This window comes from Pseudomonas sp. B21_DOA (genome assembly GCA_030544685.1).
GTDB lineage: Bacteria > Pseudomonadota > Gammaproteobacteria > Pseudomonadales > Pseudomonadaceae > Aquipseudomonas > Aquipseudomonas fluorescens_AO.
Genome location: CP086683.1, coordinates 3807466 through 3831065 on the forward strand (window position 1 = coordinate 3807466; position 23600 = coordinate 3831065).

Genomic DNA, 23600 nt, shown 5'->3' on the forward strand with positions numbered 1-23600 from the left:
TTTCAGGGGTAGTGTGGAACGGATTTTCACGTCACGGCTGGCGCTATGCGGCTGGCTGCTGGTGACGGCGGGCGCGCAGCCGGCGCTGGCCGAGGAGGGCACAGCAGCGCCCGCCGCGCAGCGACTGGTCGACGTCAACGAATACTTCGTGCGCGGCAACACCGTGCTCGATGCGCGGGCGATCGAAGAAGCGGTGTACCCGTTTCTCGGTCCGCAGAAAGCCTTGAGCGACATCGAAGGCGCCCGCGATGCGTTGCAGAAGGCCTATCAGGAACGCGGCTATCAATCGGTGTTTGTCGAGCTGCCCGAGCAGGCCGTGGCCGATGGCATCGTCTATCTGCAAGTCAGTGAAGCCAAGGTCGGCCGGGTGCGCGTGGTCGGCGCCAAACACTATTCGCCGCTGGATATCCGCGACAACGTACCGGCGCTGAAGGAAGGCGAGGTGCCGGACTTCGCCAAGGTCCAGCGCGAACTGGCGCAGCTCAACAAAACGCCCGGCCGGCAAGTGATGCCGCTGGTGCGTGAAGGCCAGCGCCCCGGCACCATGGATGTCGACTTGCAGGTCGAGGACCAGAACCCATGGACGGCCAGTGTCGGCCTGAATAACGACTACAGCGCCGACACTGAAAAACTGCGCAGCGTCACCAGTCTCGGTTACAACAACCTCTGGCAGCTCGGTCACAGCGTCAACTTGACGTTCTTCACCGCGCCGCAGGAAACCGACAACGCCAAAGTCTGGTCGGGCTCCTACACCGCGCCGCTGAGCGAGCGCTGGAGCGTGCAGTTCTCCGGTTACCAGTCCGACAGCAATGTCGCCACCATCGGCGGCAGCAACGTGCTGGGCAAGGGTCATTCTTACGGCGTCGCGGCGATTTACACGCTGCCCTCGAGCGGCAACTGGTCGAACTCGCTGTCGGCCGGCATCGACTTCAAGGACTTCGACGAACGCCTGAGCCTGTCCGGCGAAAGCGACAAGGTGCCGCTCAAATACGCGCCGTTCACCTTCGCCTACAACGGTTATCGCTATAGCGAAAAGAGCCAACTCGGCCTCGGCCTGAGCCTGGTTGCCGCCACCCGCAGCGTGTTCGGCTACGGCAGCGACGACGAAGACTTCGACTACAAACGCTATCGCGCCAAACCGAGTTTCGCCGTGCTCAAGGGCGACACCAACTACACCTGGACCTTCGACAGCGACTGGCAGAGCGCAAGCAAAGCCGCATTCCAACTCGCCTCGGGGCCGCTGGTTTCCAACGAACAATTCTCCGCCGGTGGCGCCACCTCGGTGCGCGGCTATCTGGCCGCCGAACGCACAGCCGATGACGGCTACCTGCTCAGCCAGGAATTGCGCACACCGTCGCTGGCGAAATTTGCCGGCACGTGGATGCAGGACTGGCGCTTCTATGCCTTCGCCGAAGGCGCGCAGTTGTACCTGCGCGATGAACTACCGGATCAGGACGCCAATTACGCCCTCGCCAGCGTCGGCCTCGGCACCCGCGCCAGCCTCAGTAAATGGCTGTCCGGCAGCCTCGACTGGGGCTACCCGCTACTCGAAGGGCCGAACACCTCAAAGCAGGAATCGCGCCTGCACTTCAACCTTCAAGCCACTTTCTAACGGAGCACGTCCATGCAACGCCTCTTCCTTTCGTTGTTGATCTGCCTGGGCTTCGTGCTCCCGGCCACGGCTCAGGCCTGGTGGCAGGACGACTGGCATTACCGCAAACAGATCGCCGTCGACACCACGCCACAAGGCGCGGCGATCAATCAGGCCCTTGGCCGCACCGCGCTGTTGGTGCGCTTGCACACCGGCAACTTCACCTTCGACGGTGTGAAAGAGGACGGCTCCGATCTGCGCTTTGTCGCCGCCGATGACAAGACTGTGCTCAATCACCAGATCGAAAGCTTCGATGCGCTGATGGGCATGGCGCTGATCTGGGTTGATGTGCCGAATGTAGAGGGCGGTCAGCGTCAGGACATCTGGATGTACTACGGCAACCAGAAAGCCCCGGCCACCGGCAACGGCCAACTCACCTTCGATCCGAATTACACCGCGCTGTATCACTTCGACGGCGCCACCGGCACCCCGGCGAAAGACACCACGGCGTACGGCAACACCGCGCAAAGCGCGACCGGCACAGCGATCGATGGCGTCGTCGGCCGTGCCTTGCAGTTCAGCGGTCAGCCGTTATTGCTGCCGGCCAGTCCGTCGCTGCAACACAACGCGGGTAGCGCGTTCACTTTCAGCGCCTGGCTGCGCCTGGATCAGGCCAGTGGCGAGCAACTGATTGTCGCTCGACGCGAAGGCACGCAAAGTCTGTTGGTCGGCGTAAGCCAGGGTCTGCCATTCGTGGAAATCGACGGCCAGCGCGCCGCTGCTACCCAGGCACTGACTCCGGCGCAATGGCAACACGTTGCGCTGACCGCTGAGGGCTCGAAAGTCACCCTCTACATTAACGGTCGCGAGAGCGCTGCACTGGCTCAGGCGATGCCGGCATTCAACTCGGTCATGGCCATCGGTGCCGATCTGCAGCAAGGCGCGTTCCAGCCATTCGCTGGCGCGATTGATGAACTGCGCCTGTCGAAAGTCGCCCGTCCCGCCGCGCTGTTGCTGGCCGATGCCACCTCGCAAGGCGCCGAGTCGAAATTGGTCGCCTATGGCGTCGATGAAGAACAGTCCGGATTCGGTTTCGGCAGCCTCGGTTTCCTGCTCAACGCGGTGCCAATCGACGCCTGGGTGATCATCGCCGTGCTGGTGCTGATGATGTTCCAGTCGTGGATCATCATGCTGCGCAAAAACCGCAGCCTCAGCCGCGTCACCGCCGCCAACGAAGACTTCCGCGTGCAGTTCGCCAAGGTCGGCACGCGACTGGAAATGTTCGCCGACGACGCGCAACTGGCGCAGCGCCTGCAGCATTCCTCGCTGTGGCGCCTGTATCTGGTGGCGGTCAAAGAGATTCGCACCCGCCGCGAGCAGGGCGCCGATACCTCGTCGGTTTCCGCCGCGACCATCGAAGCCATCCGCTGCTCCATGGACGGCGTGCGCACTCGGGAAAACCAGCAACTGAGTTCGAAACTCTCGACCCTGTCCAACGCCATCGCCGGTGGCCCCTACATCGGTCTGCTCGGCACGGTGCTGGGGATCATGGTGGTGTTCCTCGGCACGGCGATGGCCGGCGACGTCAATATCAACGCCATCGCTCCCGGTATGGCCGCCGCGCTGTTGGCCACAGCGATGGGCCTGTTCGTCGCGATCCCGGCGCTGTTTGGCTACAACCGCCTGATTACCCGCAACAAGGAAGTCAGCGCCGACATGCGCGTGTTCGTCGACGAGTTCATCACCCGTCTGGCGGAAATGCATGGCGAGAGCCAGTTCAGTGAGGCATCGCACCAGCGCGGCCATCACGCCAACCACTCCGTACCGGCCTGAGGAGCACTGCAATGGCTTCCGTAAATGCCTCTCACGATGATGATGACGATGCCGCCGTCGACAGCATCAATATCACTCCGCTGGTCGACGTGCTGATGGTGGTGCTGGTGATGTTCATCCTCACCGCCACTGCGCAGGTCTCCGGGATCCAGATCAACCTGCCCAAGGCCAGCGCGTCGGTGTCGCTGTCTGAGGCCAAGACCAAGGCGATCTCGGTGAACGACGGCGGCCAGGTGTTTCTCGATGCCTACCCGGTGACCTTGGCCGAGCTGGAAGAACGCCTGCGCATCGAGAAAGCGCAGAGCCCGGACTTCCCGGTGATCGTGCGTGGCGATGCGACGGTGCAGTACCAGAAAGTCATCGAAGTGCTGGACCTGCTGCGCCGGCTCGAACTGTCCCAGGTCGGTCTCGTCACCGGCAAACCGAGTCAGGGCTGAGTCATGACCGCACAACTCCCGATCGAACCGCCGCCCGTGAAAAAGTCGCCGTTGCGCTATGTGAAGTGGGGCGCCGGGCTGCTGGTCGGCGCGCTCGCCGCGTGGTTCCTCTGGCAGTGGGCCAACGACATGGCCGGCGTGCGCCGCGAAGCGCCGAAGGTGCCGACGATCATTCCGTTGCCGCCACCGCCACCACCGCCGCCGGAGAAACCGCCAGAGCCGGAAACGCCGGTGGAAGAAAAGGTTGTCGAGCCCGAGCCAACGCCGGAGCCGGAGGAGGTCAAGCCTGAAGAAGAGGCGCCGCCATCGCCGGCGGACGATCTGGCCAACCCAATGCAAATGGACGGCGACGCGCAGTCCGGCAGCGACGCTTTCAACATCGGCGCGGGCAAGGGCGGCGGCATGGCCGGAGCCGGTGGCGGGCGTTTGGGCACGGGTACGTACAGCCAGTTTCTCGCGTTCACCTTCCAGCGTTTGCTGCGCGAGAACCCCGAGCTGCGCAACCTCGCGTTTTCACTGCAGGCCGATGTCTGGCTGAGCAGCGTCGGCGAGATCACCCGCGTCGAGCTGATCAAGTCCAGCGGCAACCCGCAAATCGATACTCAAGTGCTGGGCGCATTACGCGGTGCGCCAGCCCTCAGCGAACGGCCTCCGGCCTCCATCACTTTGCCCGTGCGCCTGTCCCTGCAAGGGCGGCGTCCGGGTTAATTCACTTATTCAAGCTTCGGCAAAAGGAGTTGTGTGCAGATGATTTCCAATGTGAATCGATTGTCCCTGGCGGTCGGCATGGTCATTGCGACCCTGGTCGGTCAGGCCGTGGCAGCGCCTGCGCCTTCGGAGAACGCCACGATCAATCTGATCCGCTTGCTGGTCGAGCAGGGCATTCTCAAACAGGACAAGGCCGACGCGCTGATCGCCCAGGCGCAGAACGAAGCGGCGCAGGCGAAACAGGCGGCGGCTTCTACCGCAGTCGCGGCCGGGCCGGTCGCCGCGCCGGGGATGTGCGCGTGCAGTACGTGCCGGCAGCGGTGCGTGACCAGATCCGCGATCAGGTCAAAGCCGAGGTCATGGCCACCGCCAAACAGGAAAACTGGGCAGCGCCGAATACCTTCCCGGACTGGGCCTCGCGCATCAGTTTCGACGGTGACATTCGCCTGCGTGACGAATCGCGTTACTACTCGGGCAACAACAGCAACGAAATTGTCGACTTCGCCAAGCTCAACAACAATGGCCCGTACGACGTAAATCCCAACAGCAGCACCAGCCTGCCGCCGTTGCTCAACACCCGCGAAGACCGCGAAAACCTCTTTCGCCTGCGCGCACGCCTGGGCATGAAAGCGGTGATTTCGGAGGAATGGACCGCGGGCATCCGCATCGGCACCGGTTCGGACAACAACCCGGTATCGACCACGCAGAACCTCGGCGGCGGCTTCGCCAAGAAAGACATCTGGCTCGATCAGGGCTATCTGACCTGGAAGCCAATGGAAGAGCTGACGTTGACTGGCGGGCGCTTCGCCAACCCGTTCATGTCCACCGACATGCTCTATTCCAACGACCTGAATTTCGACGGTGTGGCGGCGATTTTCGATCACAAGCTCAACCGCGATTGGGGCGTGTTCGGTACGGTCGGCGCGTTCCCGGTGGATTACACCAACGACACTTCCAGCAGCAACGGTTTCGACAAGGAAGAGAGCGACAACAAGTGGCTGTACGGCGCGCAGCTCGGCGCGAAATGGGCGATCAACAGCAACAACCGCCTCAAAGGTGCGCTGGCCTATTACCGCTTCGACGACATTCAGGGCCAGCGCTCCAGCCCTTGCGAACCGTGGGCCGGCGCGCCGGGCTGTGACAGCGATGGCACCCGCGCGGCGTTCATGCAGAAGGGTAACAGCGTGTTCCTGCTGCGCGACATCACGCCGAACCCGCTCAACCCGAGCGCCACGCCGCAGCCGCAATTTGTCGGCCTCGCGTCCGAGTTCAACCTGCTCGATCTCAACGTGGTCTGGGATGCCGACCTGCCGCAGGACTTCAAACTGCGCAGCCAGGGCAACTACATCCACAACCTCAGCTACGACGAAGGCGAGATGCGCAAGCGTTCCGCCGGGCAGATCGTCAATAACCTCGACAGCAACGGCGAGATCGAAAGCGGCGCCAACGCGTGGATGGTGCAGTTCACCCTCGGCAACGCGCTGGACCTCAAGCGCAAAGGCGACTGGAACCTGTTCGCCGGCTACAAGTACATCCAGCCGGACGCCTTGCCCGACGGTTTCAACGACTCGTCGTTCCACCTCGGCGGCACCAATGCAAAGGGCTATTTCATGGGCGGCAACTACGGCCTGGCGAAGAACGTTTCCGCCACCGGGCGCTGGATGAGCACCGAAGCGGTGTACGGCGCGCCGTTCGACATCGACGTCTTGCAGCTTGAGATCAACACGCGCTTCTAAAGCGCCGGGAGAGCTTTATGAACACGCGTTTTCTCGCGCTGGGCCTGGGTTTGTTGATTGCCACCGGGGCGAGCGCCGAAGGCATGGAGGAACGCCTGCGCACGCAATTGCGCAGCACCACCCAGCAATTGCAGGCCCTGCAAAGCCAACAGGCCCAGGCCAGCGCCGCGCAACTGGCGGCGCAGAACGAAGCCAAGGCAGCGCAAGCGCAGATCAAGCAACTGACTGCCGAATTGGCCAAAGCCAAAGGTCTTGCCGAGCAACTGGCCGGGCAACAACAGAGCCTGCACAGCCAGGCGCAGGCGCAAGTGGCGGCCAGTGCCGAACAGACCGGCAAGTTCAAAAAAGCCTACGACGAATTGCTGGTTCTTGCTCGCGGCAAAGAAACCGAGCGCTCGAAGCTGCAAGCGCAACTGGCGGAACGTGACACACAAGTGCAGCAATGTTCAGCCAAGAATCAGCAAATGTACGGCGTCGCCAAACAGATCCTCACGGCCTACGAAAACATCGACGTCGCTGAGGTGATGAAGATCCGGCAGCCCTTCGCCGGCAGCGCCCGGGTCAAGTTCGAAGAACTGGCGCAGGGCTTTGGCGACGAGCTCTACAAAACCCGATTCGACGCGCCGCAAGCGGCGCTCGCACACTAATTACCAAGGAAGAAAGGCATGACTCAATTGATCTCCCACGTTTCCCGCAATCGTTGACCGACGTGTTGCAAGCCGCCGGTTATCGCGTCAACCAGAGCGAACAGAACGGCATCGTTCAGTTGCTCAGTGCCAGTCAGGGCATCGGCTATGCCGTGCGTTTCGGCAACCCGGCGGTGGAGCAGGGCAGCTACGTCGACTTCACTTTCAGCTGTGCGCTGCGTGTACAGGGTGAATTGCCTGAGGGCGTGGCCGAGCAGTGGAACGCGACGCGGCGGTTTGCGCGGTTGTCGTTGCAGGGCGAGTTTCTGGTCATGGAGATGGACGTGGTCGTGGCTGCTGGCGTGAGCAACGAGCACCTGCGCGGCAATTTGGAATTGTGGGATCGCCTGTTGCAGGAATTCATCGTTTACCTGCGCGATTTCAGTCAGACCGCCGCTGCGCAAACCGCCAAATCGGCGGTCGCCGAACAAGAGGAAGTTGCGCTGTGAAGAAGCCTGCCGTGGTGATCGGCGCCGGAGCGCTGGCGTTGTTGGTGGTGGCCGTGGCGCTGGTGCTGCGTCCGGGGAGTGATCCGGTCGCCGCCCAGCAGCCGTCGCCGGTGATGGCGGTTGCAGCCGGGCCAGCGGTCGCGCGGTTGGGCAATCAGCAGGTTTCGCCAGAGGAATTGCAGGCGCTGCTGGCCATTGTCCCGGCGCAAACCCGCGAGCAACTGCGCGGCAATCGTGAGGCGCTGGAGCGCTGGATTCGATCGCGACTGGCCGAGAAAGCGGTGCTGGAACAGGCCGATGCGCAGGGTTGGGCGCAACGACCGGACGTTGCCCGGCAGACCCGAGCGGCGACTGAGCAGATCGTCTTTCGTGATTATCTGCGCTCGGTGAGTCAGGTGCCGGCGGAGTATCCGAGCGCGGCTGAGTTGCAACAGGCGTATGACGCTGGCAAGGCCAATTGGCAGACGCCGGCACTGTACCGGGTCAGTCAGATTTTCCTTGGCGTCAGTGATGCTTCTAATGCGGAAACGGTGCGCAAGCAAGCACTTGAGTTGAGCAAGAAAGCTCAGGCAGCGCCGGCCGATTTTCCGGCGCTCGCTACACAATATTCACAGGATCGCGTGACGGCAGAGCGGGGCGGTGATACCGGCCTGCAACCATTGCAACAACTGGTGCCGGAAGTACGTAGCGCCGTGGCGCGGCTCAAGGTTGGTGCCGTGTCAGATCCGGTGCAAAGCGCCGCCGGTTTCCACGTGATCAAACTCACCGAACAACAACCGGCCCGCACCGCAACCCTGGACGAACTGCGCGACCAACTGACCCAGGCCCTGCGCGCGCAACGCCAGGAGCAGATCGCCCAGGCTTACCTGGACGGCATGCTCAACACCGCCACCCTGAGCATCGACGGCGCTGAACTGAACAAAATCCTCGAGGAAAAACACTGATTTCACCTACACCACAACCCCTGTGGGAGCGAGCTTGCTCGCGAAAGCGGAGTATCAGTCAGCAAATATGTTGAATGTGCTGACGCTTTCGCGAGCAAGCTCGCTCCCACAGGGTCTATGGCGCACTCAAGGCAACTACAAAGATCGACAGGGAGTCATCAATGTCATTCACCGAACCCGCAGGACGCCCGGCCACCGCTGATTACAACTCGCCCCAAACCAAACCCGACCCCTGGCTAAACCAGGCCGCGACCATCGACAACGAAGTCGCCCAATACTTCCTCGCCAGCGCCCGCTGCGGCTGCTTCATGCAAGCCGCGCGCAGCCTCAACGTACGCTCGACTCTATTGCGCAAACAACTCGCGCAACTTGAACAGCAACTGCAACACAGCCTGTTCAGCTTCCAGGGCAGCGCCCTCAGCCTTACCCGCGAAGGCCAACAGTTGCAGGCCCGACTCATCACCCTGGCCCACGAACGCAAACTCCCGGTCATCGAACAACCACTGATCCGTCTGGCCATCGCCGAATCCATCCTCCACGACATCCTCGGCCGCGACCTCATCGCACTGCTGCGCCGAAATGCCAGCCTGCGCCTTGAAATCATCGCGCTGGATAGCGAACTGGCATTGCGTGCAGTCAGCGCTGACATCGTCCTATGGCTTACGCCCGGCGAAAGCCCTAATCCCGGCCCAGCGTTTGCCACCAGCGAACCGCAATGCCTTGCGCCGATTGAGTATCTGCCGCATATCGCCAAGCGCTACAGCCGCGTGACTGCACGACCAGAAACACCGGATGATCTGGCGGACTTCATGTTGGTGCAATGGCAGCATGATCGGCGGGTTGAGAGTTTTCGACCGTGGAATGAGTTGGTTGAGCAGCGCTTGGCTGGTGTAGTGCAGATGCAATCTTATGAATTGATGTTAGAGATGATTCGCTGCAGCGCCTGCATTGGGTTGTTGCCCTCATACATGAGCCGCTTCGATCGTGGTTTGATCGCATTGCCTGGATTATTCGCCGAACCGATGCAGCTACGCGCGTGGCTGGCGATCAACACTGACTCGCAACACATGCCCGAAACCAAAGCCCTCACCGACCTCATCCAGCAAACCTTCAACGAACGCCACGAATGGTTCCAGCCTCAACGCGCCCCCTGTAGGAGTGAGCCTGCTCGCGATCACGCCAGCACAGAGACCACACCCGTAACTGAGCAAACCGTATCTGGAGTGGGAGCGAGCCTGCTCGCGAATGCAATCTGCCAGTCGACGCTTCAGTGACTGACCCACCGCTTTCGCGAGCGTGCTCGCTCCCACAAATTCAGCGGTGTAACCGCAGCCGAGTGAGCGACACAAATCCCTGTGGGAGCGGGCTTGCCCGCGAAGGCGTCGGCACTGCCGGCGCCCTATTAAAAGCCAGTCGCGAGACCCGCTACCGCGGCAATTCCAGATTATCCAGCACCCGATTCACCGCCAGTTCCCCGAGCATGATCAGCTGCGCAATCCCCATCAGCGTCCGCCGTTGCGATGGCTTGACCAGTCCGGCAAATTCCTGGGCGATGGTTTTGGCTGAGGCGAGGGTTTCGCAGGCGTTGGCCAGCAGGTCTTCGTTTTTGGTGTCGGCGGTGACGGCGTACATCGCGCGGGGGCTGTACGGCGGTGGGGTCGAGCCGGGAGGGCAGAGGTAGTGGTCGAGGGCGCGATCGGCAGCTTCGTGGAGTTTTTTTGAATTGAGGGATTCGTAGGGGAGGTGGGGTCGGTTTCGGGTGGGTTGGGTGTGGGTTTGGTCATGGTAAAGCTCCAAATCAAAAAAGGAGCCATCATCTTTCGCTACCAAACGAAGGGGTGGTGGCCATACGAAGGTTGGTAGACCGGTGACTTGGAAAACCGGCGCGCCCGAAGACGCCCTGCGCATGACCACCATAAATACAACCCCCAAAAAGGGCCTGTATCGGTGACGCTTATGCGCCAAGTCTAAGCCGGGCTACCAAACCCGATCGCTGATTCGTCAGCGACCGCACCACAATAGAACCCGCCCCCAAGGCGCACAAGCCGGCGGATTCTGGCGTAGCTGTAGGCAATGGCGCAATGATTTGTAGCCTTGAGACCGTTGCGGAAGGTGTCTTTTAAACGCCTGAGTTTAAAATTCGGAAAACTGGGAAGTTATCGGAGCGCGTGCCGGGGCTCATGAGTGAAATTCACCCTTTATCGGAGTACGGCGCGCCGTGGTTGGGTCCGATAAATAAATGCGCCCCTTTTTCTAAATTATGGCTTGGATAGAGGTTTTATCCGTCGGCTTTGGCTATGCATAAAGCACTACAAGTGAACGGACGTCCGTTTATATTCGCTGCGATGAGTGGGGTCATGGATCCTGAATTTGAATTCCAAGAGGAGTACGTCCAAAACCTACGGTCCTCACTAGGGCTGTAGTAACCGGGGTAATATTGATACAGACTGCCAGGTCCGCCTAGAACTCTAAACTTTAAGTTAAATAGGCTTAGATCATCCCGAGGTTCTGGTGGAAAGGGGTTCCTCCTACTCGCTGCATCCATGCCATAGCTGCTGCGTCGCTGAGGTTGTCACCGCCGCTTAGAATTTGTTGTACGTTGCTTGACTGAACGGGAATCTCCAATGACTTTCCGCTGGTATCAGACACGATAATCTTCGCCATTCCATTCCAGACGGAACGAATTCGGCCGGTGGTATCTACGGATACTATTTCAGGGGCACTAGATGTATAGGTGTAAGGCGGTTTGCCGCCAGTAGCCTCACGTGTCACGACTGTACCGGGCAAGTCATTTCCGGTTAGTTCCCATCTAACTGCTGCAAGGTCAACTGTATAATTTCGTCCAGATAAAACGACCGGCGAGGTGTCTACGGACAAAGATTCATCCACGGCGCTAACCCTATAACTCCGAATCAAAAACCGCTTCGCCAACGCCAGCTCTTCGCTTTTCCCAAACGCGATAAACATCTCGATCGTGAGGCTGCTGCCATCCTGCAACCCAATTAAATCGCCATAAGGCGCAAACGCTTCAAAGAAGCCTTCCTTGACCCACTGCGCATTAACAAATGCAGACGTCGGCGCCCAGATGTATTCCTGGTAGGGCTTGCCATTGGCGTTCGTACCCTTGAACAACAGCCAGACGAATTGGCCCTCGGCGATCAGCGGGAAGCCCGGGCACCACATTTTGCCTTCGGGCGTGAGGTTGGCGAGCTTGAGTTCCGCGCCTTCGCCGTCGGCGTCCGCCTCTTTCAGCCGTGGGGCGATAAGCGCTGATTGCGGCAGGTCTTGCACGGTGAGGGTCAGTGTTTCGGAAGGCAGTTCTTCGCCATCGCGAGTGATAACGTAGCTGACGCTGACCACGCCGCCCAGACTGTACGCCATCAATTGCGGGGGAGATCGTTGTTGAGGCCAATCTCGCTGATGAGTTTTGGCGTCGTGATGATCGAGCCTTCAGCGTGTGTCCCGGGTTTGGCGGTCCAGCGGACGCTGAGCAAGTCGCTAGGCAGCGTGTTGCCCTGTGGGACAGCGATGGTGAGTTTGCTCAGGGCATCGAGCGGCGCCAGGGTTGTGCCGTTGGCTTGCAGGACGCTGGGTGGTTTCAGCTCAAGACTGGTGCCGATAACTTGGGCTTTGGCCGTTTGGGATTTGCCCAAAAGGCTGCCGTTTCGCTTCACTTCATAGGTCACCGTGACCGTGCTTCCCGCAATGACCTTGTGGTTGGGTACTTTGAGAATGCAGGTTTTCTTGGGCTCGAAATCACCTTTTTCCACGGTGCCGTTCAGTGGTTCGACGATATCGGGAAAGCCCGTACGAGTTGCGGTGTAAATACCCTTAATCTCATCGCCTACAGCGATACGGCCATCTGCGGTCAGGATGGCCACAGTCAAATCATTTTTTGCCAGCTTCTTCAGATCGATAATGTCCGGCTCATCCGATGTGTCGCCTTCAATTTCCCGCAGGATTGCTTTAAGAAACAGCAGGCCATCCAGATCTTCGTCTACCGTCTGAGGCGGAGATCGAGGAGCGTCTGGATCTGCGGAGTTGAGTAGCTGGTCATGGACAGTGAACAAAAAATCCAGTTTGTTATCGTTGCGTTTGGCTCTCATCAGGAAAGCCTTGTCCACGGTTATCTCAATGTTCAGTGGCGTTTCGGAACCGTGACTGGGCGGAACAGGTGCTTGGGTGGGTTGCACTTCCACATCCAGGGTCTCGCCATTACAGATCAAGGTAATCAAGTCATATGCCCGGCAGTAAGGGTATTGGACTCTTACCTGTGCGCTGACAAAGTCAGCACCTACGCCATTTTTGATGCTGTCGGGTAGCAGGAGTTTGAGTTCGGAATGTCCGCCCGGAACGGTAAGACGATCCTTCAGCCCCGGTCGGATGAGGTTGAAGATAAAGGTGAGCGCTGGCGATTCTCCAATATTGGAGCTGGCGCGCCTGATGATGTAATAGAGGCGAGTGACAACGCCGTAGTAAAACTGACCTTCCGATATGAATAACGCTATTTCGGCGTTCACGTCTTTAATGGTTGTGGTGTCCAACAGCATTGGCGCATTGATTGAGCGGGGCAGGTTTGTGGTCCAGTGGTTTTTTGGGGCAGGGAATCAAAAGTTGCCCAGAGCTCGACTTCATCACCTTGTTCAACAGTGCCAGCGAGTATTGGATCTATCACGACCTGAGCCATTCTGAAAATAGCCCCAGGGTAGGGAATCAGCGCGTGCAACGGCACACCAACGTTCGCGCCCCGGATAGGTTTGGTTTGCAGTTTGATTTTCGGTGGAATCAACTGCAGCGTATTTTTCTTGGAAGCTGTCATGGTCCGATTTCCCGAGATGGAGAGACTGGAACCATCAGAGCGCGAAATCAAAAAATGCACACCTGTCAGATCTGACAGGTAAAGGCTCTTTTCAGACGAGCGGTCGAGCCAGGCCTTGGCTTGCGCGCCTTTTGTGGGAGCCAGCCTGATCGCGATTCCAGTCTGCCAGTCGAAGCTGCAGTTACCGACTTTCCGCATTCGCGAGCAAGCTCGCTCCCACAAATTCAGCGCTGTAACTGCAGCCGAGTGAGCGACACAAACCCCTGTGGGAGCGGGCTTGCCCGCGAAGGAGTCGGCACTGCCGGCGCCTTATTCAAAGCCTGTCGCGAGACCCGCTACCGCGGTAATTCCAGATTATCCAGCACCCGATTCACCGCCAGTTCTCCGAGCATGATCAACTGCGCGATTCCCATTAGCGTCCGGCGTTGCGACGGTTTCACCAGTCCGGCGAATTCCTGGGCGATGGTTTTGGCTGAGGCGAGGGTTTCGCAGGCGTTGGCCAGCAGGTCCTCGTTTTTCGTATCGGCGGTGACGGCGTACATCGCGCGGGGGCTGTAGGGCGGTGGGGTCGAGCCGGGTGGGCAGAGGTAGTGGTCGAGGGCGCGGTCGGCGGCTTGGTGGAGTTTTTTTGAATCGAGGGATTCGTAGGGGAGGTGGGGTCGGATTCGGGTGGGTTGGGTGTTGGTTTGATCATGGTGAAGCTCCTAGAGTCGACGGAGCCGCCACATTTCGCTGCGATACGAAAAGGAGGTGGCAGCTATACGCGGGTCGCAGACCGGGACTCTAGAACCGGCAGACCCGAAGGTCTCCCACGTACAGCCGCCATAAGTAGCGGGTGTTGTGCGTCCAGAGATCGACGGGCTGCGAGACCCGATCGCTGATTCGTCAGCGACCGCACCACAATAGAACCCGCCGCCAAGGCGCACAAGCCGGCGGATTCTGGCGTAGCTGTAGGCAATGGCGCAAGAATTTGTAGCCTGGAAGGCGTGTCTGGAGGTGTCTTTTAAACACCCTCGTTTAAAAGGCAAAATTTGGCGACAGCACGGTAGACGTTTTTGCCGGGAAACAGGTGTTGGCTGTGAGGTCGCTTTCGCGAGCAGGCTCGCTCCCACAATTTAATCTCGCCAGACTCCAGATCAGCGGTTTAGAGTGACCAGCCACACGCTGGTCACGGACCGATCCCATGTCTGACTCAAGTGCCATCCACCTCGAACGCTCCCGCGAATCCCACCTCGAAGGCATCACTGCGCTCTACAACGACCCCGCCGTTGCACGGCAGGTGCTGCAGATGCCATTCCAGTCCATCGAGGTCTGGCGCCAGCGATTGCAGACCGACAACGAGCGCGCGCTGAAACTGGTGGCGCTGCATCAGGGTGTGGTGATCGGCAATCTTGGACTGGAAGCCTGTTCACGCATGCGCCGCGCTCATGCCGGCAGTTTCGGCATGGCGGTCGCGGTAGCCTGGCAGGGCAAAGGCGTGGGATCGATGTTGTTGGCAGCGGCGCTGGACGTTGCCGACAACTGGATGAACCTGCACCGCGTCGAACTCACGGTGTACGCCGATAACGAGGCGGCGATCGGGCTTTATCGCAAGTTCGGTTTTGAGGCCGAGGGGCTGTTGCGTGATTACGCGGTGCGCGACGGGCAGTGGGTCGACACCCTGAGCATGGCCCGTCTGCGCGGTTCATCAAAATCCTGAATCAGTCAGTCTCCAGCGCGAACGCCACCGCCGATTGCGCATGCAGCTCGGTGGTGTCGAGCAGGGGCAGGGCGCTGTGTTCGGGTTTGACCAGCAGGCCGATTTCGGTGCAGCCGAGGACAATTGCCTGAGCGCCACGGGCGGTCAGGGATTCGATGACGCCTTGGTAGATCTGACGCGATTGTTCGCTGATCACACCGACGCAGAGCTCGTCGTAGATGATCCGGTGCACGTCCTTGCGCTCGGCTTCGTCGGGCACCAGCACCGTCAGTCCTTGTGCGATAAGACGCTGCTTGAGGAAGTCCTGCTCCATGGTGAACGCGGTGCCGAGCAACCCGACCGTGCGCGCGTTGATTTCCAATGCAGCTCGCGCCGCCGGTTCGGCAATGTGCAGAAACGGAATGCTGATCGCCGCCTGAATCTGGTCCGCCACTTTGTGCATGGTGTTGGTGCACAGCACCACGCAATCGGCGCCGCCGGCCTCAAGCCTGCGCGCGGCATCCACCAGAATCGCCGCCGCGTCGTCCCAGCGCCCGGCATGCTGCGCCTGTTCGACCGGGCCGAAGTCGACGCTGTACATCAGCAACTGCGCCGAGCGCAAAGGGCTGAGGCGATCGCGGACCTGCTGGTTGATCAGGCGATAGTATTCGGCGCTGGACTCCCAGCTCATGCCGCCGATAAGGCCGATGGTGCGCATTGAATTTCCTCCAGCAAATGACAGTGTCGAGCGTTCAGGTCTGCCCGGAGTTTCCTGCTGTTCGAGGCTCGACGCCAGCACCTGCTGACTGTACCGCCGATCTTTCCCGCAACTGTGCACCTGCAAGAACTAAACGTACGCCGGGCTTGGGATCTGCCACTATCACCGTTCGCAGGTCCTTTCCAAGGAACATAGCAATGAACGACGTACAGCAACTGGGCGAAATGCTTCGTCACTATGCCGAGAGCGAAGCGCACAAGAAGCAACTGTTCACTACGCAATCGGCCGCGTGGGCCACACGGATTGGCGCGTTGTTCGATGAGATCGAGCAATGGCTCGCACCGGTCAAGGCTCCGAACCTGCTGGAAGTGAGTCGGGAGATTTACGTCGCGTCCGGGCCGAGCGTGCCAGTAGAGACGTCGACCTTCATGACCGAAAAACTGAGCATCGTGATAGCCGGTAAACCGGTGGAATTCGTCCCTGATGTGATGGGCAGCGGCGGGCAGATTTCCCTGGCGGTGATGGGGCTGACGGCGGCGCGGTATGGGAGCATTTCGCTGGTCGGGCTGGCGGATGGCGCGTGGCAGTGGCGCAAGACCAATGGGCTAAAGGATCCGGATACCTTTGCCTTCGACGCAAACTTCCTCGCCCAGCAACTGCAAAGCCTGATTCCTCGCGATCGCAGCTGACTGCACGCGACGTCTGTAGGAGTGAGGCGAGTACCGGGGAAACCCTTAGGTTCGGTGCCGATCCGGCATTTTCCCTTGGGTCACTGATGGCCTTTTGGTAGAGTCGCCGTCGCCAGCGGGTTTTCGGCTGGACGATGGAACCGAAGAAGGGAGTCTTATCAGTGAGTCCGGGCAAAAAAATCCTCGGTCTCACCGCGTCGCTTTTGCTGCTGACGCTGTGGGCCAGTTACTTTTATGTATTCAAGGAAAACCGCGACGGCCAGCTTGGCGGTGTCGGCGAAAGCACTGCGTGGTGCGGCACGCCACCGACCACGGAAGCGGCGTTGCTGGGCAAGGATCAACTGACCTTGCGCGTTACCAATAACCTGCGCGGCGAGTTCATGGTCGGCGGTTCGCTGGTGGTTTCCGAACGCACTTTCAACCGCTACGACCTGGGCCGCAACGAGCTGCGCCTGCGTCTGGAACCGTTGCAGTGGTCGTTCGGCGTGACGCCGATCTTCCTCGAGCAGGTCAAGGTGCAGCCGCTGAGCCGCAATCTGTCGTCGACCAACAAAAGCGCCTTCGCCGAACTCGAGCCACGGCCGATTGGCGTGCACGCCCAGACCGCTGCGTTCCCGTTCGACAGCTATCGCTATGGCTACAAACCGGTGCTGTATTACCTCAAGGGCAGCGAGCGCGTCGACCTGCGCTTCAAGAACATCACCACGTTGATGGAGATGTCCAACACCTTCACGCCGATCCAGAAGTACAACCGCGCCGACTACATCAACGAGAAGAACTCGATGATCCGCGACGAGGACTACAAGCCTTACGGGGCGCATGAGTGCGCGTTCACCGTCGAGCGCAAAGGCTCGTTCAAGGTGGTGGTGTTGCTGCTTCTGCTGGTGCTGTGCCTACCGCTGATGCTGGTGTTCTACCGCGATGAACCGGGGATCGACTTTCTCGCCACGCTGGTAGGGATTGCGGTGGTGCGGACATTGCTGATCGGGCCGGTGGAAGATTTCCAGCTGTACAACATCGACTTTCTGTTTGGTGCGGCGATTTTGCTGGTGGGAACGGTGTCGCTGATCAAGGCGATGCGTGCCAATAGCCGGCGGGAGATGGCGTTGCGCAGTGGCGAAACATCGTCCTGGTAATACCGGTTGGCGAGGCACACACGCTGTCGGATGTGAACTTTGCAATTGGCCATCGCATTTGCCGGGGTTTTGGCTATACCTGTATCTCCCCTATGCAAAATGTCTTGGCCTTCTCAAAGGAATTACAGCATGAAGCTAGCCGTCGTGATGGGCACGCTGTGCATTGCCACCCTTGGCGTGGTGGGTTGTTCCAGCAAAACCGTCGAGCCTGACCAGTATTCCGACTTTCTCAAGGATTACAGCCAGCTGAAGGAGGCCAAGTCACCCTCTGGTGCCGAGGTGATGCGCTGGATGGACCCGAAACTCGACATCAATAAATTCACCAGCGTTTACGTAGAGCCAAGCCAGCTCTACCCGAAGCCGCAAGCCACCGAGAAAATCCCCCAGCAGACTCTCAACGGCATCACCAGCTATTACGATCAGGCGCTCAAGCGCGAACTCGGCAAATCGCTGCCGTTGGCCGCAGGTCCCGGGCCGGGCGTAATTGTGGTGCGTCCGGCGATTACCGCAGTCAGCAGCAAGACCGAAGGCCTGCAAGTCTATGAAGTGATCCCGATCGCACTGGTCGCCGCAGCAGTAAGCACGGCCACTGGTATCCGCGACCAGGAAACCACGCTGGCCACCGAAGCGGTATTCATGGACGGCGCGACCAATCATGTCATCGCGCAGGTAGTGCGCAAAGGTACCGGCAAACCGCTGGAAAACTCTTCCCAGGTGATGAAAGCCGACGACATGAAAGCGGTGATCGATGGCTGGGCAAGCGATCTGCATCAGTCGTATCTGAAACTCAAATCTGAATCCAAATGATGCAGTAAGGCTGGTTGCCTTTTCGCGAGCAGGCTCGCTCCCACACTGGACTCGTATTCAGTATGGGAGTGAGCCTGCTCGCATTTCGCTGTATCAGTTTCGAATGTGCTGCCTGACACAACGCTTTTGCTAACAGGCTCACCCCTTCAGGGAAGCTGCGGTGGGTTGTATACAATGTCACCGCTCAGCACCCAACAATTTCAAACAGGGCATAGGTCGTCAGCCGATTTCGTGGTTAACTTCCGCCTCTTGCATGCTTTCCAATCAAAAAACAGAAGGACTCAAGTCATGGCTCAAGTCACCCTCAAAGGCAATCCGGTTCAAGTCAACGGCCAGTTGCCACAAGCCGGTTCCAAGGCGCCAGCCTTTTCCCTGGTAGCCGGCAATCTGTCCGATGTCACCCTGCAAGACTTCGCCGGCAAGCGCAAAGTCCTCAACATCTTCCCAAGCGTCGACACCCCGACCTGCGCCACCTCCGTGCGCAAGTTCAACGCCCAGGCCAACGAACTCGCCAACACCGTGGTGCTGTGCATCTCCGCTGACCTGCCGTTTGCCCAGGCGCGCTTCTGCGGTGCTGAAGGTCTGGAAAACGTACAGAACCTGTCGACCCTGCGCGGCAGCGAGTTCATCGAAAACTACGGCGTGGCCATTGCCGACGGTCCGCTCAAAGGCCTGACCGCTCGCGCCGTTGTGGTGCTGGACGAAAACGACAACGTCCTGCACAGCGAACTGGTCAAGGAAATCGCTGAGGAGCCTAACTACGAAGCGGCACTGTCCGTTCTCAAGTAAGGCTTTTACAATTGTTAACGGCCTGGCCCTGTCCAGGCCGTTTTCATTTGTGTATCAGGGTTTTGCCTCACACCTTGAAACGTAAGTGGAAGGTAAATTGCCGGTAAAGCTGCTTTGCTTAAATCCACTCAGTGCTTATCGTTCAGCCTCCCGTAATAGAAGCCCACGCGCCCAATGGTCAATAACTCCATGCAATCGTCCCCCGCAAATCCCGTCGCTGGCTGATCAGCCTGCTTGTCCTGTTGGTCATCGCCGTCCTGTGCTGGAAATTCTGGCCCGCCGGCTCTGCGGACAAGGCGGGTGGCGACAAAGCGGCCGCCGGGCATACCGGGCGCTCGGGCATGATGCGGCCGGGCTTTGGCGGCGGTACCGGGCCGATTCCGGTGCGTGTGGCGGCGGCGGTGAAGGGCGACTTCCCGCTGTATTACAAGGCGCTGGGCACGGTCACCGCGCTCAATACCATCAACGTGCGCAGCCGGGTGGGCGGCGAACTGGTGAAGATTCATTTCGAAGAAGGGCAGATGGTCAAGGCGGGCGACCTGCTGGCCGAGATTGATCCGCGTCCTTACCAGAACGCTTTGCTCCAGGCCGAAGGCACCTTGCTGCAGAATCAGGCACAGTTGAAAAACGCCCAGGTCGACGTCGAGCGTTATCGCGGTCTGTACAAAGAGGACAGCATCGCCAAACAGACCCTCGACACCGCCGAAGCGCTGGTCGGCCAATACCTGGGCACGGTCAAGACCAACCAGGCAGCGGTCAACGACGCCAAGCTCAATCTCGAATTCACCAAGATCCGCGCGCCGATTGCCGGCCGCGTCGGTCTGCGTCAGGTCGACGTCGGCAACCTCGTCGCCGCCAACGACACCACCTTCCTCGCAGTGATCACCCAGACGCAACCGATCAGCGTGGCCTTCACCTTGCCGGAGAACAGCCTCGACACCGTGCTGGCGCGGTACCGCAGCGGCGCCAAACTTTCTGCCGAAGCCTGGGACCGTGGCGACACCAAGCTGCAAGCCACCGGCGTGCTGCAAAGCCTCGACAACCAGATCGACGTCGCTACCGGCACCCTGAAATTCAAGGCCCGTTACGATAACCGCGACCAGTCGCTGTTCCCCAACCAGTTCGTCAACGTTCACTTACTGGCCGACACGCTGAAAGGTGTAGTGCTGGCACCGTCGGCAGCGATCCAGTTCGGTACCAACGGCACCTTCGTCTATGCGCTGGACGGCGACAAGAAAGTCACCATTCGCCAACTGAAAATCGGTGCCAGCGACGGTGACAACACCGTGGTTACCGAAGGCCTCGCCGCGGGTGATCGCGTTGTGCTTGAAGGCACCGATCGCCTGAAAGAGGGCAGCGAAGTCGAAGTGGTCAATGACAGCAGCGAAGTGCCGACCTCGCCGACCGAACACCTGCAAGGCAAATCCGCCGCCAATCCCGATGCGACCACCGCTGAAAAGGCCAAGAAGGGCGCATGAACATTTCGCGGCTGTTCATCCTCCGTCCGGTAGCTACCACCCTGAGCATGCTGGCCATTGTTCTGGCCGGCCTGATCGCTTATCGCTTGCTGCCGGTGTCGGCGTTGCCGCAGGTCGATTACCCGACCATTCGCGTCATGACACTGTATCCGGGCGCCAGTCCGGACGTGATGACCAGCGCCGTCACCGCGCCACTCGAGCGCCAGTTCGGGCAAATGCCGGGCCTCACGCAAATGGCCTCGACCAGCTCCGGCGGTGCGTCGGTGCTGACCTTGCGTTTCAGCCTCGACATCAACATGGACGTCGCCGAACAGCAGGTGCAGGCCGCGATCAACGCCGCGACCAACCTGCTGCCGACCGACTTGCCGGCGCCGCCGGTGTACAACAAGGTCAACCCGGCGGACACCCCGGTGCTGACTCTGGCCATCACCTCGAAAACCATGCTGCTGCACAAGCTCAATGATCTGGTCGATACGCGCATGGCGCAGAAAATCGCCCAGATCAGCGGCGTCGGCATGGTCAGCATTGCCGGCGGTCAGCGTCAGGCCGTGCGGATCAAGGTCAACCCCGAAGCGCTCGCGGCCAACAGCCTCAACCTGTCGGATGTGCGCACGCTGATCGGCGCTTCCAACGTCAACCAGCCGAAAGGCAACTTCGATGGCCCGACCCGGGTGTCGATGCTCGATGCCAACGACCAACTGACCTCGCCCGAGGACTACGCGAATCTGATCCTGACCTACAAGAACGGCGCGCCGTTGCGGCTCAAGGACGTCGCGGAAATCGTCGATGGCGCCGAGAACGAGCGTCTGGCCGCGTGGGCCAACCAGAATCAGGCGGTGTTGCTGAACATCCAGCGTCAGCCGGGCGCCAACGTTATCGAAGTGGTCGACCGCATCAAGGCCTTGCTGCCGAGCATCACCGACAACCTGCCGGCCGGCCTCGACGTCACGGTGCTGACGGATCGCACGCAGACCATCCGTGCCTCGGTCACCGATGTGCAACACGAACTGCTGATCGCTATCGCGCTGGTGGTCATGGTCACGTTCCTGTTTCTGCGCCGCGCCAGTGCGACGATCATTCCCTCGGTAGCCGTGCCGCTGTCGTTGATCGGCACCTTTGGCGTGATGTACCTCGCCGGTTTCTCGGTGAACAACCTGACGTTGATGGCGCTGACCATTGCCACCGGCTTCGTGGTCGACGATGCCATCGTCATGCTCGAGAACATTTCACGCTTCATCGAAGAGGGTGACAGCCCGATGCAGGCCGCGCTCAAGGGCGCAAAACAGATCGGCTTCACTTTGATTTCCCTGACGCTTTCGCTGATCGCCGTATTGATTCCGCTGTTGTTCATGGCCGATGTGGTGGGGCGCCTGTTCCGTGAATTCGCCATCACCCTGGCGGTGGCGATTTTGATTTCCCTGGTCGTATCGCTGACTTTGACTCCGATGATGTGCGCGCGCCTGCTCAAGCGTGAACCGCAAGAACATGAGCAAGGTCGCTTCTATCGCGCCAGCGGTGGGTTCATCGACTGGATGATCAAGGAATACGGGCGGATGCTGCGCTGGGTGCTCAAGCATCAGCCGCTGACCTTGCTGGTAGCGATCGGCACACTGGCATTGACCGTGTTTCTGTATGTAATCGTGCCGAAGGGCTTCTTTCCGGTGCAGGACACCGGCGTGATTCAGGGCATTTCCGAAGCGCCGCAATCGATTTCCTTCGCGGCGATGGGCGAGCGGCAGCAGGAACTGGCGAAGATCATCCTCGAAGATCCGGCGGTGCAGAGCCTGTCGTCGTACATTGGCGTCGACGGCGACAACGCCACGCTCAACAGCGGCCGCTTGCTGATCAACCTCAAGCCCCACGGCGAGCGTGATCTGAGGGCGAGCGAAGTGATCGCCCGCCTGCAACCGAAACTGGACAAACTGGTTGGCATTCGCCTGTTCATGCAGCCGGTGCAGGACCTGACCATCGAGGATCGGGTCAGCCGCACGCAATACCAGTTCAGCATGTCGTCGCCGGATTCCGAATTGCTCAGTCAGTGGAGCGGGCGTCTGGTCGAGGCTCTGGCGCAGCGTCCGGAATTGACCGACGTGGCCAGTGACCTTCAGGACAAAGGCTTGCAGGTCTATCTGGTGATCGACCGTGATGCAGCCTCACGCCTCGGCGTGTCGGTGGCAAACATCACTGATGCACTGTATGACGCGTTCGGCCAGCGGCAGATTTCGACCATTTACACTCAGGCCAGCCAGTACCGCGTGGTGCTGCAAGCCCAGGCCGGGGAGAAGATCGGCCCGCAGGCGCTGGACCAGATCCACGTCAAGACCACCGACGGCGCGCAGGTGCGCCTGTCCAGTCTGGCGCATGTCGAAGAGCGCCAGGCGCAGTTGGCGATCACTCACATCGGCCAGTTCCCGGCGGTGATGATGTCGTTCAACCTCGCGCCGGGCGTGGCGTTGGGGCATGCCGTAGACATCATCGAGCAGGTGCAGCAGGACATCGGCATGCCGGTCGGCGTGCAGACTCAATTCCAGGGCGCGGCGCAGGCGTTTCAGGCTTCGCTGTCGAGCACCTTGCTGCTGATTCTGGCGGCGGTGGTGACCATGTACATCGTGCTGGGCGTGCTCTACGAGAGCTACATCCACCCGATCACCATTCTTTCGACCTTGCCGTCCGCCGCCGTCGGTGCCTTGCTGGCGTTGCTGCTCAGCGGCAACGACCTGGGGATGATCGCGATCATCGGCATCATCCTGCTGATCGGTATCGTCAAGAAGAACGCGATCATGATGATCGACTTCGCTCTCGACGCCGAACGCACCCAGGGCATGGCCCCGGCAGAGGCAATCTATCAAGCGGCGCTGCTGCGCTTCCGGCCAATTCTGATGACCACACTGGCAGCGTTGTTCGGCGCGGTGCCGCTGATGCTGGCGACAGGTTCAGGGGCTGAATTGCGTCAGCCGCTGGGTCTGGTGATGGTTGGGGGGTTGCTCGTCAGTCAGGTGTTGACGCTGTTCACCACGCCGGTGATCTACCTGTACTTCGACCGCCTCGGAAGGCGCTTTGGCAAATCCAAAGCCGACGGTGAAGAGGTCGCGGTATGACTGG

Annotated in this window: 18 protein-coding genes and 4 pseudogenes; 16 read left to right on the forward strand and 6 right to left on the reverse strand. The window is 60.0% G+C overall.

Annotation, left to right across the window (positions count from 1 at the left end; all coding sequences use genetic code 11):
* Positions 1–13: 13 nt before the first annotated feature.
* The 9 genes and pseudogenes from LJU32_17725 (at position 14) to LJU32_17765 (ending at position 9658) form a co-directional block, all read left to right on the forward strand.
* A complete protein-coding gene (locus tag LJU32_17725) occupies positions 14–1612 on the forward strand; it encodes a ShlB/FhaC/HecB family hemolysin secretion/activation protein (protein ID WKV87528.1) in 1599 nt (532 codons plus the stop codon).
* A gap of 12 nt (positions 1613–1624) precedes the next feature.
* A complete protein-coding gene (locus tag LJU32_17730; GenBank protein ID WKV87529.1) occupies positions 1625–3424 on the forward strand; it encodes a DUF2341 domain-containing protein in 1800 nt (599 codons plus the stop codon).
* Between the two features lie 11 nt (positions 3425–3435).
* A complete protein-coding gene (locus LJU32_17735) occupies positions 3436–3861 on the forward strand; it encodes a biopolymer transporter ExbD (GenBank protein WKV87530.1) in 426 nt (141 codons plus the stop codon).
* Positions 3862–3864: 3 nt separating this feature from the next.
* On the forward strand, positions 3865–4569 hold the full coding sequence (locus LJU32_17740; protein ID WKV87531.1) for a TonB C-terminal domain-containing protein: 705 nt from the start codon (positions 3865–3867) through the stop codon (positions 4567–4569).
* Positions 4570–4608: 39 nt separating this feature from the next.
* Positions 4609–6305 (forward strand): annotated as a pseudogene (locus LJU32_17745) (putative porin).
* Positions 6306–6322: 17 nt separating this feature from the next.
* Positions 6323–6952, forward strand: coding sequence for a DNA repair protein (locus LJU32_17750; protein WKV87532.1), 630 nt, complete (start codon positions 6323–6325; stop codon positions 6950–6952).
* A gap of 18 nt (positions 6953–6970) precedes the next feature.
* Positions 6971–7440: pseudogene (locus LJU32_17755) on the forward strand (YbjN domain-containing protein).
* Entirely contained in the window at positions 7437–8384 is a 948-nt protein-coding gene (locus LJU32_17760) for a peptidylprolyl isomerase (protein ID WKV87533.1), read from the forward strand. The pseudogene LJU32_17755 and the gene LJU32_17760 overlap by 4 nt, the downstream one beginning before the upstream one ends.
* 161 nt (positions 8385–8545) lie before the next feature.
* Positions 8546–9658 carry a LysR family transcriptional regulator gene (locus LJU32_17765; GenBank protein WKV87534.1) on the forward strand — a complete coding sequence of 371 codons (1113 nt, stop codon included), beginning with the start codon at positions 8546–8548 and terminating at the stop codon, positions 9656–9658.
* Positions 9659–9809: 151 nt separating this feature from the next.
* On the opposite strand, the pseudogene LJU32_17770 reads toward LJU32_17765, so the two are convergent.
* The 5 genes and pseudogenes from LJU32_17770 to LJU32_17790 form a co-directional block, all read right to left on the reverse strand.
* A pseudogene (locus tag LJU32_17770) lies at positions 9810–10168 on the reverse strand (DUF6124 family protein).
* Between the two features lie 706 nt (positions 10169–10874).
* Positions 10875–11765 (reverse strand): hypothetical protein, encoded by an 891-nt coding sequence (locus tag LJU32_17775; protein ID WKV87535.1) that lies wholly within the window; start codon positions 11763–11765, stop codon positions 10875–10877.
* A complete protein-coding gene (locus LJU32_17780) occupies positions 11765–12928 on the reverse strand; it encodes a hypothetical protein (GenBank protein WKV87536.1) in 1164 nt (387 codons plus the stop codon). The genes LJU32_17775 and LJU32_17780 overlap by 1 nt, the downstream gene beginning before the upstream one ends.
* A complete protein-coding gene (locus LJU32_17785) occupies positions 12901–13401 on the reverse strand; it encodes a hypothetical protein (protein WKV87537.1) in 501 nt (166 codons plus the stop codon). The genes LJU32_17780 and LJU32_17785 overlap by 28 nt, the downstream gene beginning before the upstream one ends.
* Before the next feature lie 137 nt (positions 13402–13538).
* Positions 13539–13897, reverse strand: a pseudogene (locus tag LJU32_17790) (DUF6124 family protein).
* A 489-nt stretch (positions 13898–14386) separates the two neighbouring features.
* Between LJU32_17790 and LJU32_17795 the strand changes: the two are divergent.
* On the forward strand, positions 14387–14902 hold the full coding sequence (locus LJU32_17795; GenBank protein WKV87538.1) for a GNAT family N-acetyltransferase: 516 nt from the start codon (positions 14387–14389) through the stop codon (positions 14900–14902).
* A 1-nt stretch (position 14903) separates the two neighbouring features.
* On the opposite strand, the gene LJU32_17800 is transcribed toward LJU32_17795, so the two are convergent.
* Positions 14904–15599: an aspartate/glutamate racemase family protein gene (locus tag LJU32_17800; GenBank protein WKV87539.1), complete on the reverse strand. Its 696-nt coding sequence runs from the start codon at positions 15597–15599 to the stop codon at positions 14904–14906.
* Between the two features lie 197 nt (positions 15600–15796).
* Between LJU32_17800 and LJU32_17805 the strand changes: the two genes are divergently transcribed.
* From LJU32_17805 to LJU32_17830, 6 genes are all read left to right on the forward strand, one after another.
* The gene (locus LJU32_17805; protein WKV87540.1) at positions 15797–16288 is read left to right on the forward strand and encodes a hypothetical protein; all 492 of its coding nucleotides are present in this window, start codon (positions 15797–15799) and stop codon (positions 16286–16288) included.
* Positions 16289–16449: 161 nt separating this feature from the next.
* Entirely contained in the window at positions 16450–17424 is a 975-nt protein-coding gene (locus tag LJU32_17810; GenBank protein ID WKV87541.1) for a hypothetical protein, read from the forward strand.
* Positions 17425–17553: 129 nt separating this feature from the next.
* Positions 17554–18231, forward strand: a complete 678-nt coding sequence (locus tag LJU32_17815; protein ID WKV87542.1) for a DUF3313 domain-containing protein — start codon at positions 17554–17556, stop codon at positions 18229–18231.
* A 288-nt stretch (positions 18232–18519) separates the two neighbouring features.
* Positions 18520–19020 carry a thiol peroxidase gene (gene tpx, locus LJU32_17820; GenBank protein ID WKV87543.1) on the forward strand — a complete coding sequence of 167 codons (501 nt, stop codon included), beginning with the start codon at positions 18520–18522 and terminating at the stop codon, positions 19018–19020.
* Positions 19021–19214: 194 nt separating this feature from the next.
* Positions 19215–20498, forward strand: a complete 1284-nt coding sequence (locus LJU32_17825) for an MdtA/MuxA family multidrug efflux RND transporter periplasmic adaptor subunit (protein WKV91141.1) — start codon at positions 19215–19217, stop codon at positions 20496–20498.
* Entirely contained in the window at positions 20495–23596 is a 3102-nt protein-coding gene (locus LJU32_17830; GenBank protein WKV87544.1) for an MdtB/MuxB family multidrug efflux RND transporter permease subunit, read from the forward strand. The genes LJU32_17825 and LJU32_17830 overlap by 4 nt, the downstream gene beginning before the upstream one ends.
* Positions 23597–23600: the final 4 nt, after the last annotated feature.

Bases quoted from the DNA above. Each gene is read 5' to 3' on its own strand.
- LJU32_17765 (WKV87534.1), top strand. From the start codon at position 8,546: ATGTCATTCACCGAACCCGCAGGACGCCCGGCCACCGCTGATTACAAC.
- LJU32_17795 (WKV87538.1), top strand. From the start codon at position 14,387: ATGTCTGACTCAAGTGCCATCCACCTCGAACGCTCCCGCGAATCCCAC.
- LJU32_17785 (WKV87537.1), bottom strand. From the start codon at position 13,401: ATGCGGAAAGTCGGTAACTGCAGCTTCGACTGGCAGACTGGAATCGCG.
- LJU32_17740 (WKV87531.1), top strand. From the start codon at position 3,865: ATGACCGCACAACTCCCGATCGAACCGCCGCCCGTGAAAAAGTCGCCG.
- LJU32_17830 (WKV87544.1), top strand. From the start codon at position 20,495: ATGAACATTTCGCGGCTGTTCATCCTCCGTCCGGTAGCTACCACCCTG.
- LJU32_17775 (WKV87535.1), bottom strand. From the start codon at position 11,765: ATGGCGTACAGTCTGGGCGGCGTGGTCAGCGTCAGCTACGTTATCACT.
- LJU32_17730 (WKV87529.1), top strand. From the start codon at position 1,625: ATGCAACGCCTCTTCCTTTCGTTGTTGATCTGCCTGGGCTTCGTGCTC.
- LJU32_17800 (WKV87539.1), bottom strand. From the start codon at position 15,599: ATGCGCACCATCGGCCTTATCGGCGGCATGAGCTGGGAGTCCAGCGCC.
- LJU32_17735 (WKV87530.1), top strand. From the start codon at position 3,436: ATGGCTTCCGTAAATGCCTCTCACGATGATGATGACGATGCCGCCGTC.
- LJU32_17805 (WKV87540.1), top strand. From the start codon at position 15,797: ATGAACGACGTACAGCAACTGGGCGAAATGCTTCGTCACTATGCCGAG.
- tpx (WKV87543.1), top strand. From the start codon at position 18,520: ATGGCTCAAGTCACCCTCAAAGGCAATCCGGTTCAAGTCAACGGCCAG.
- LJU32_17750 (WKV87532.1), top strand. From the start codon at position 6,323: ATGAACACGCGTTTTCTCGCGCTGGGCCTGGGTTTGTTGATTGCCACC.
- LJU32_17815 (WKV87542.1), top strand. From the start codon at position 17,554: ATGAAGCTAGCCGTCGTGATGGGCACGCTGTGCATTGCCACCCTTGGC.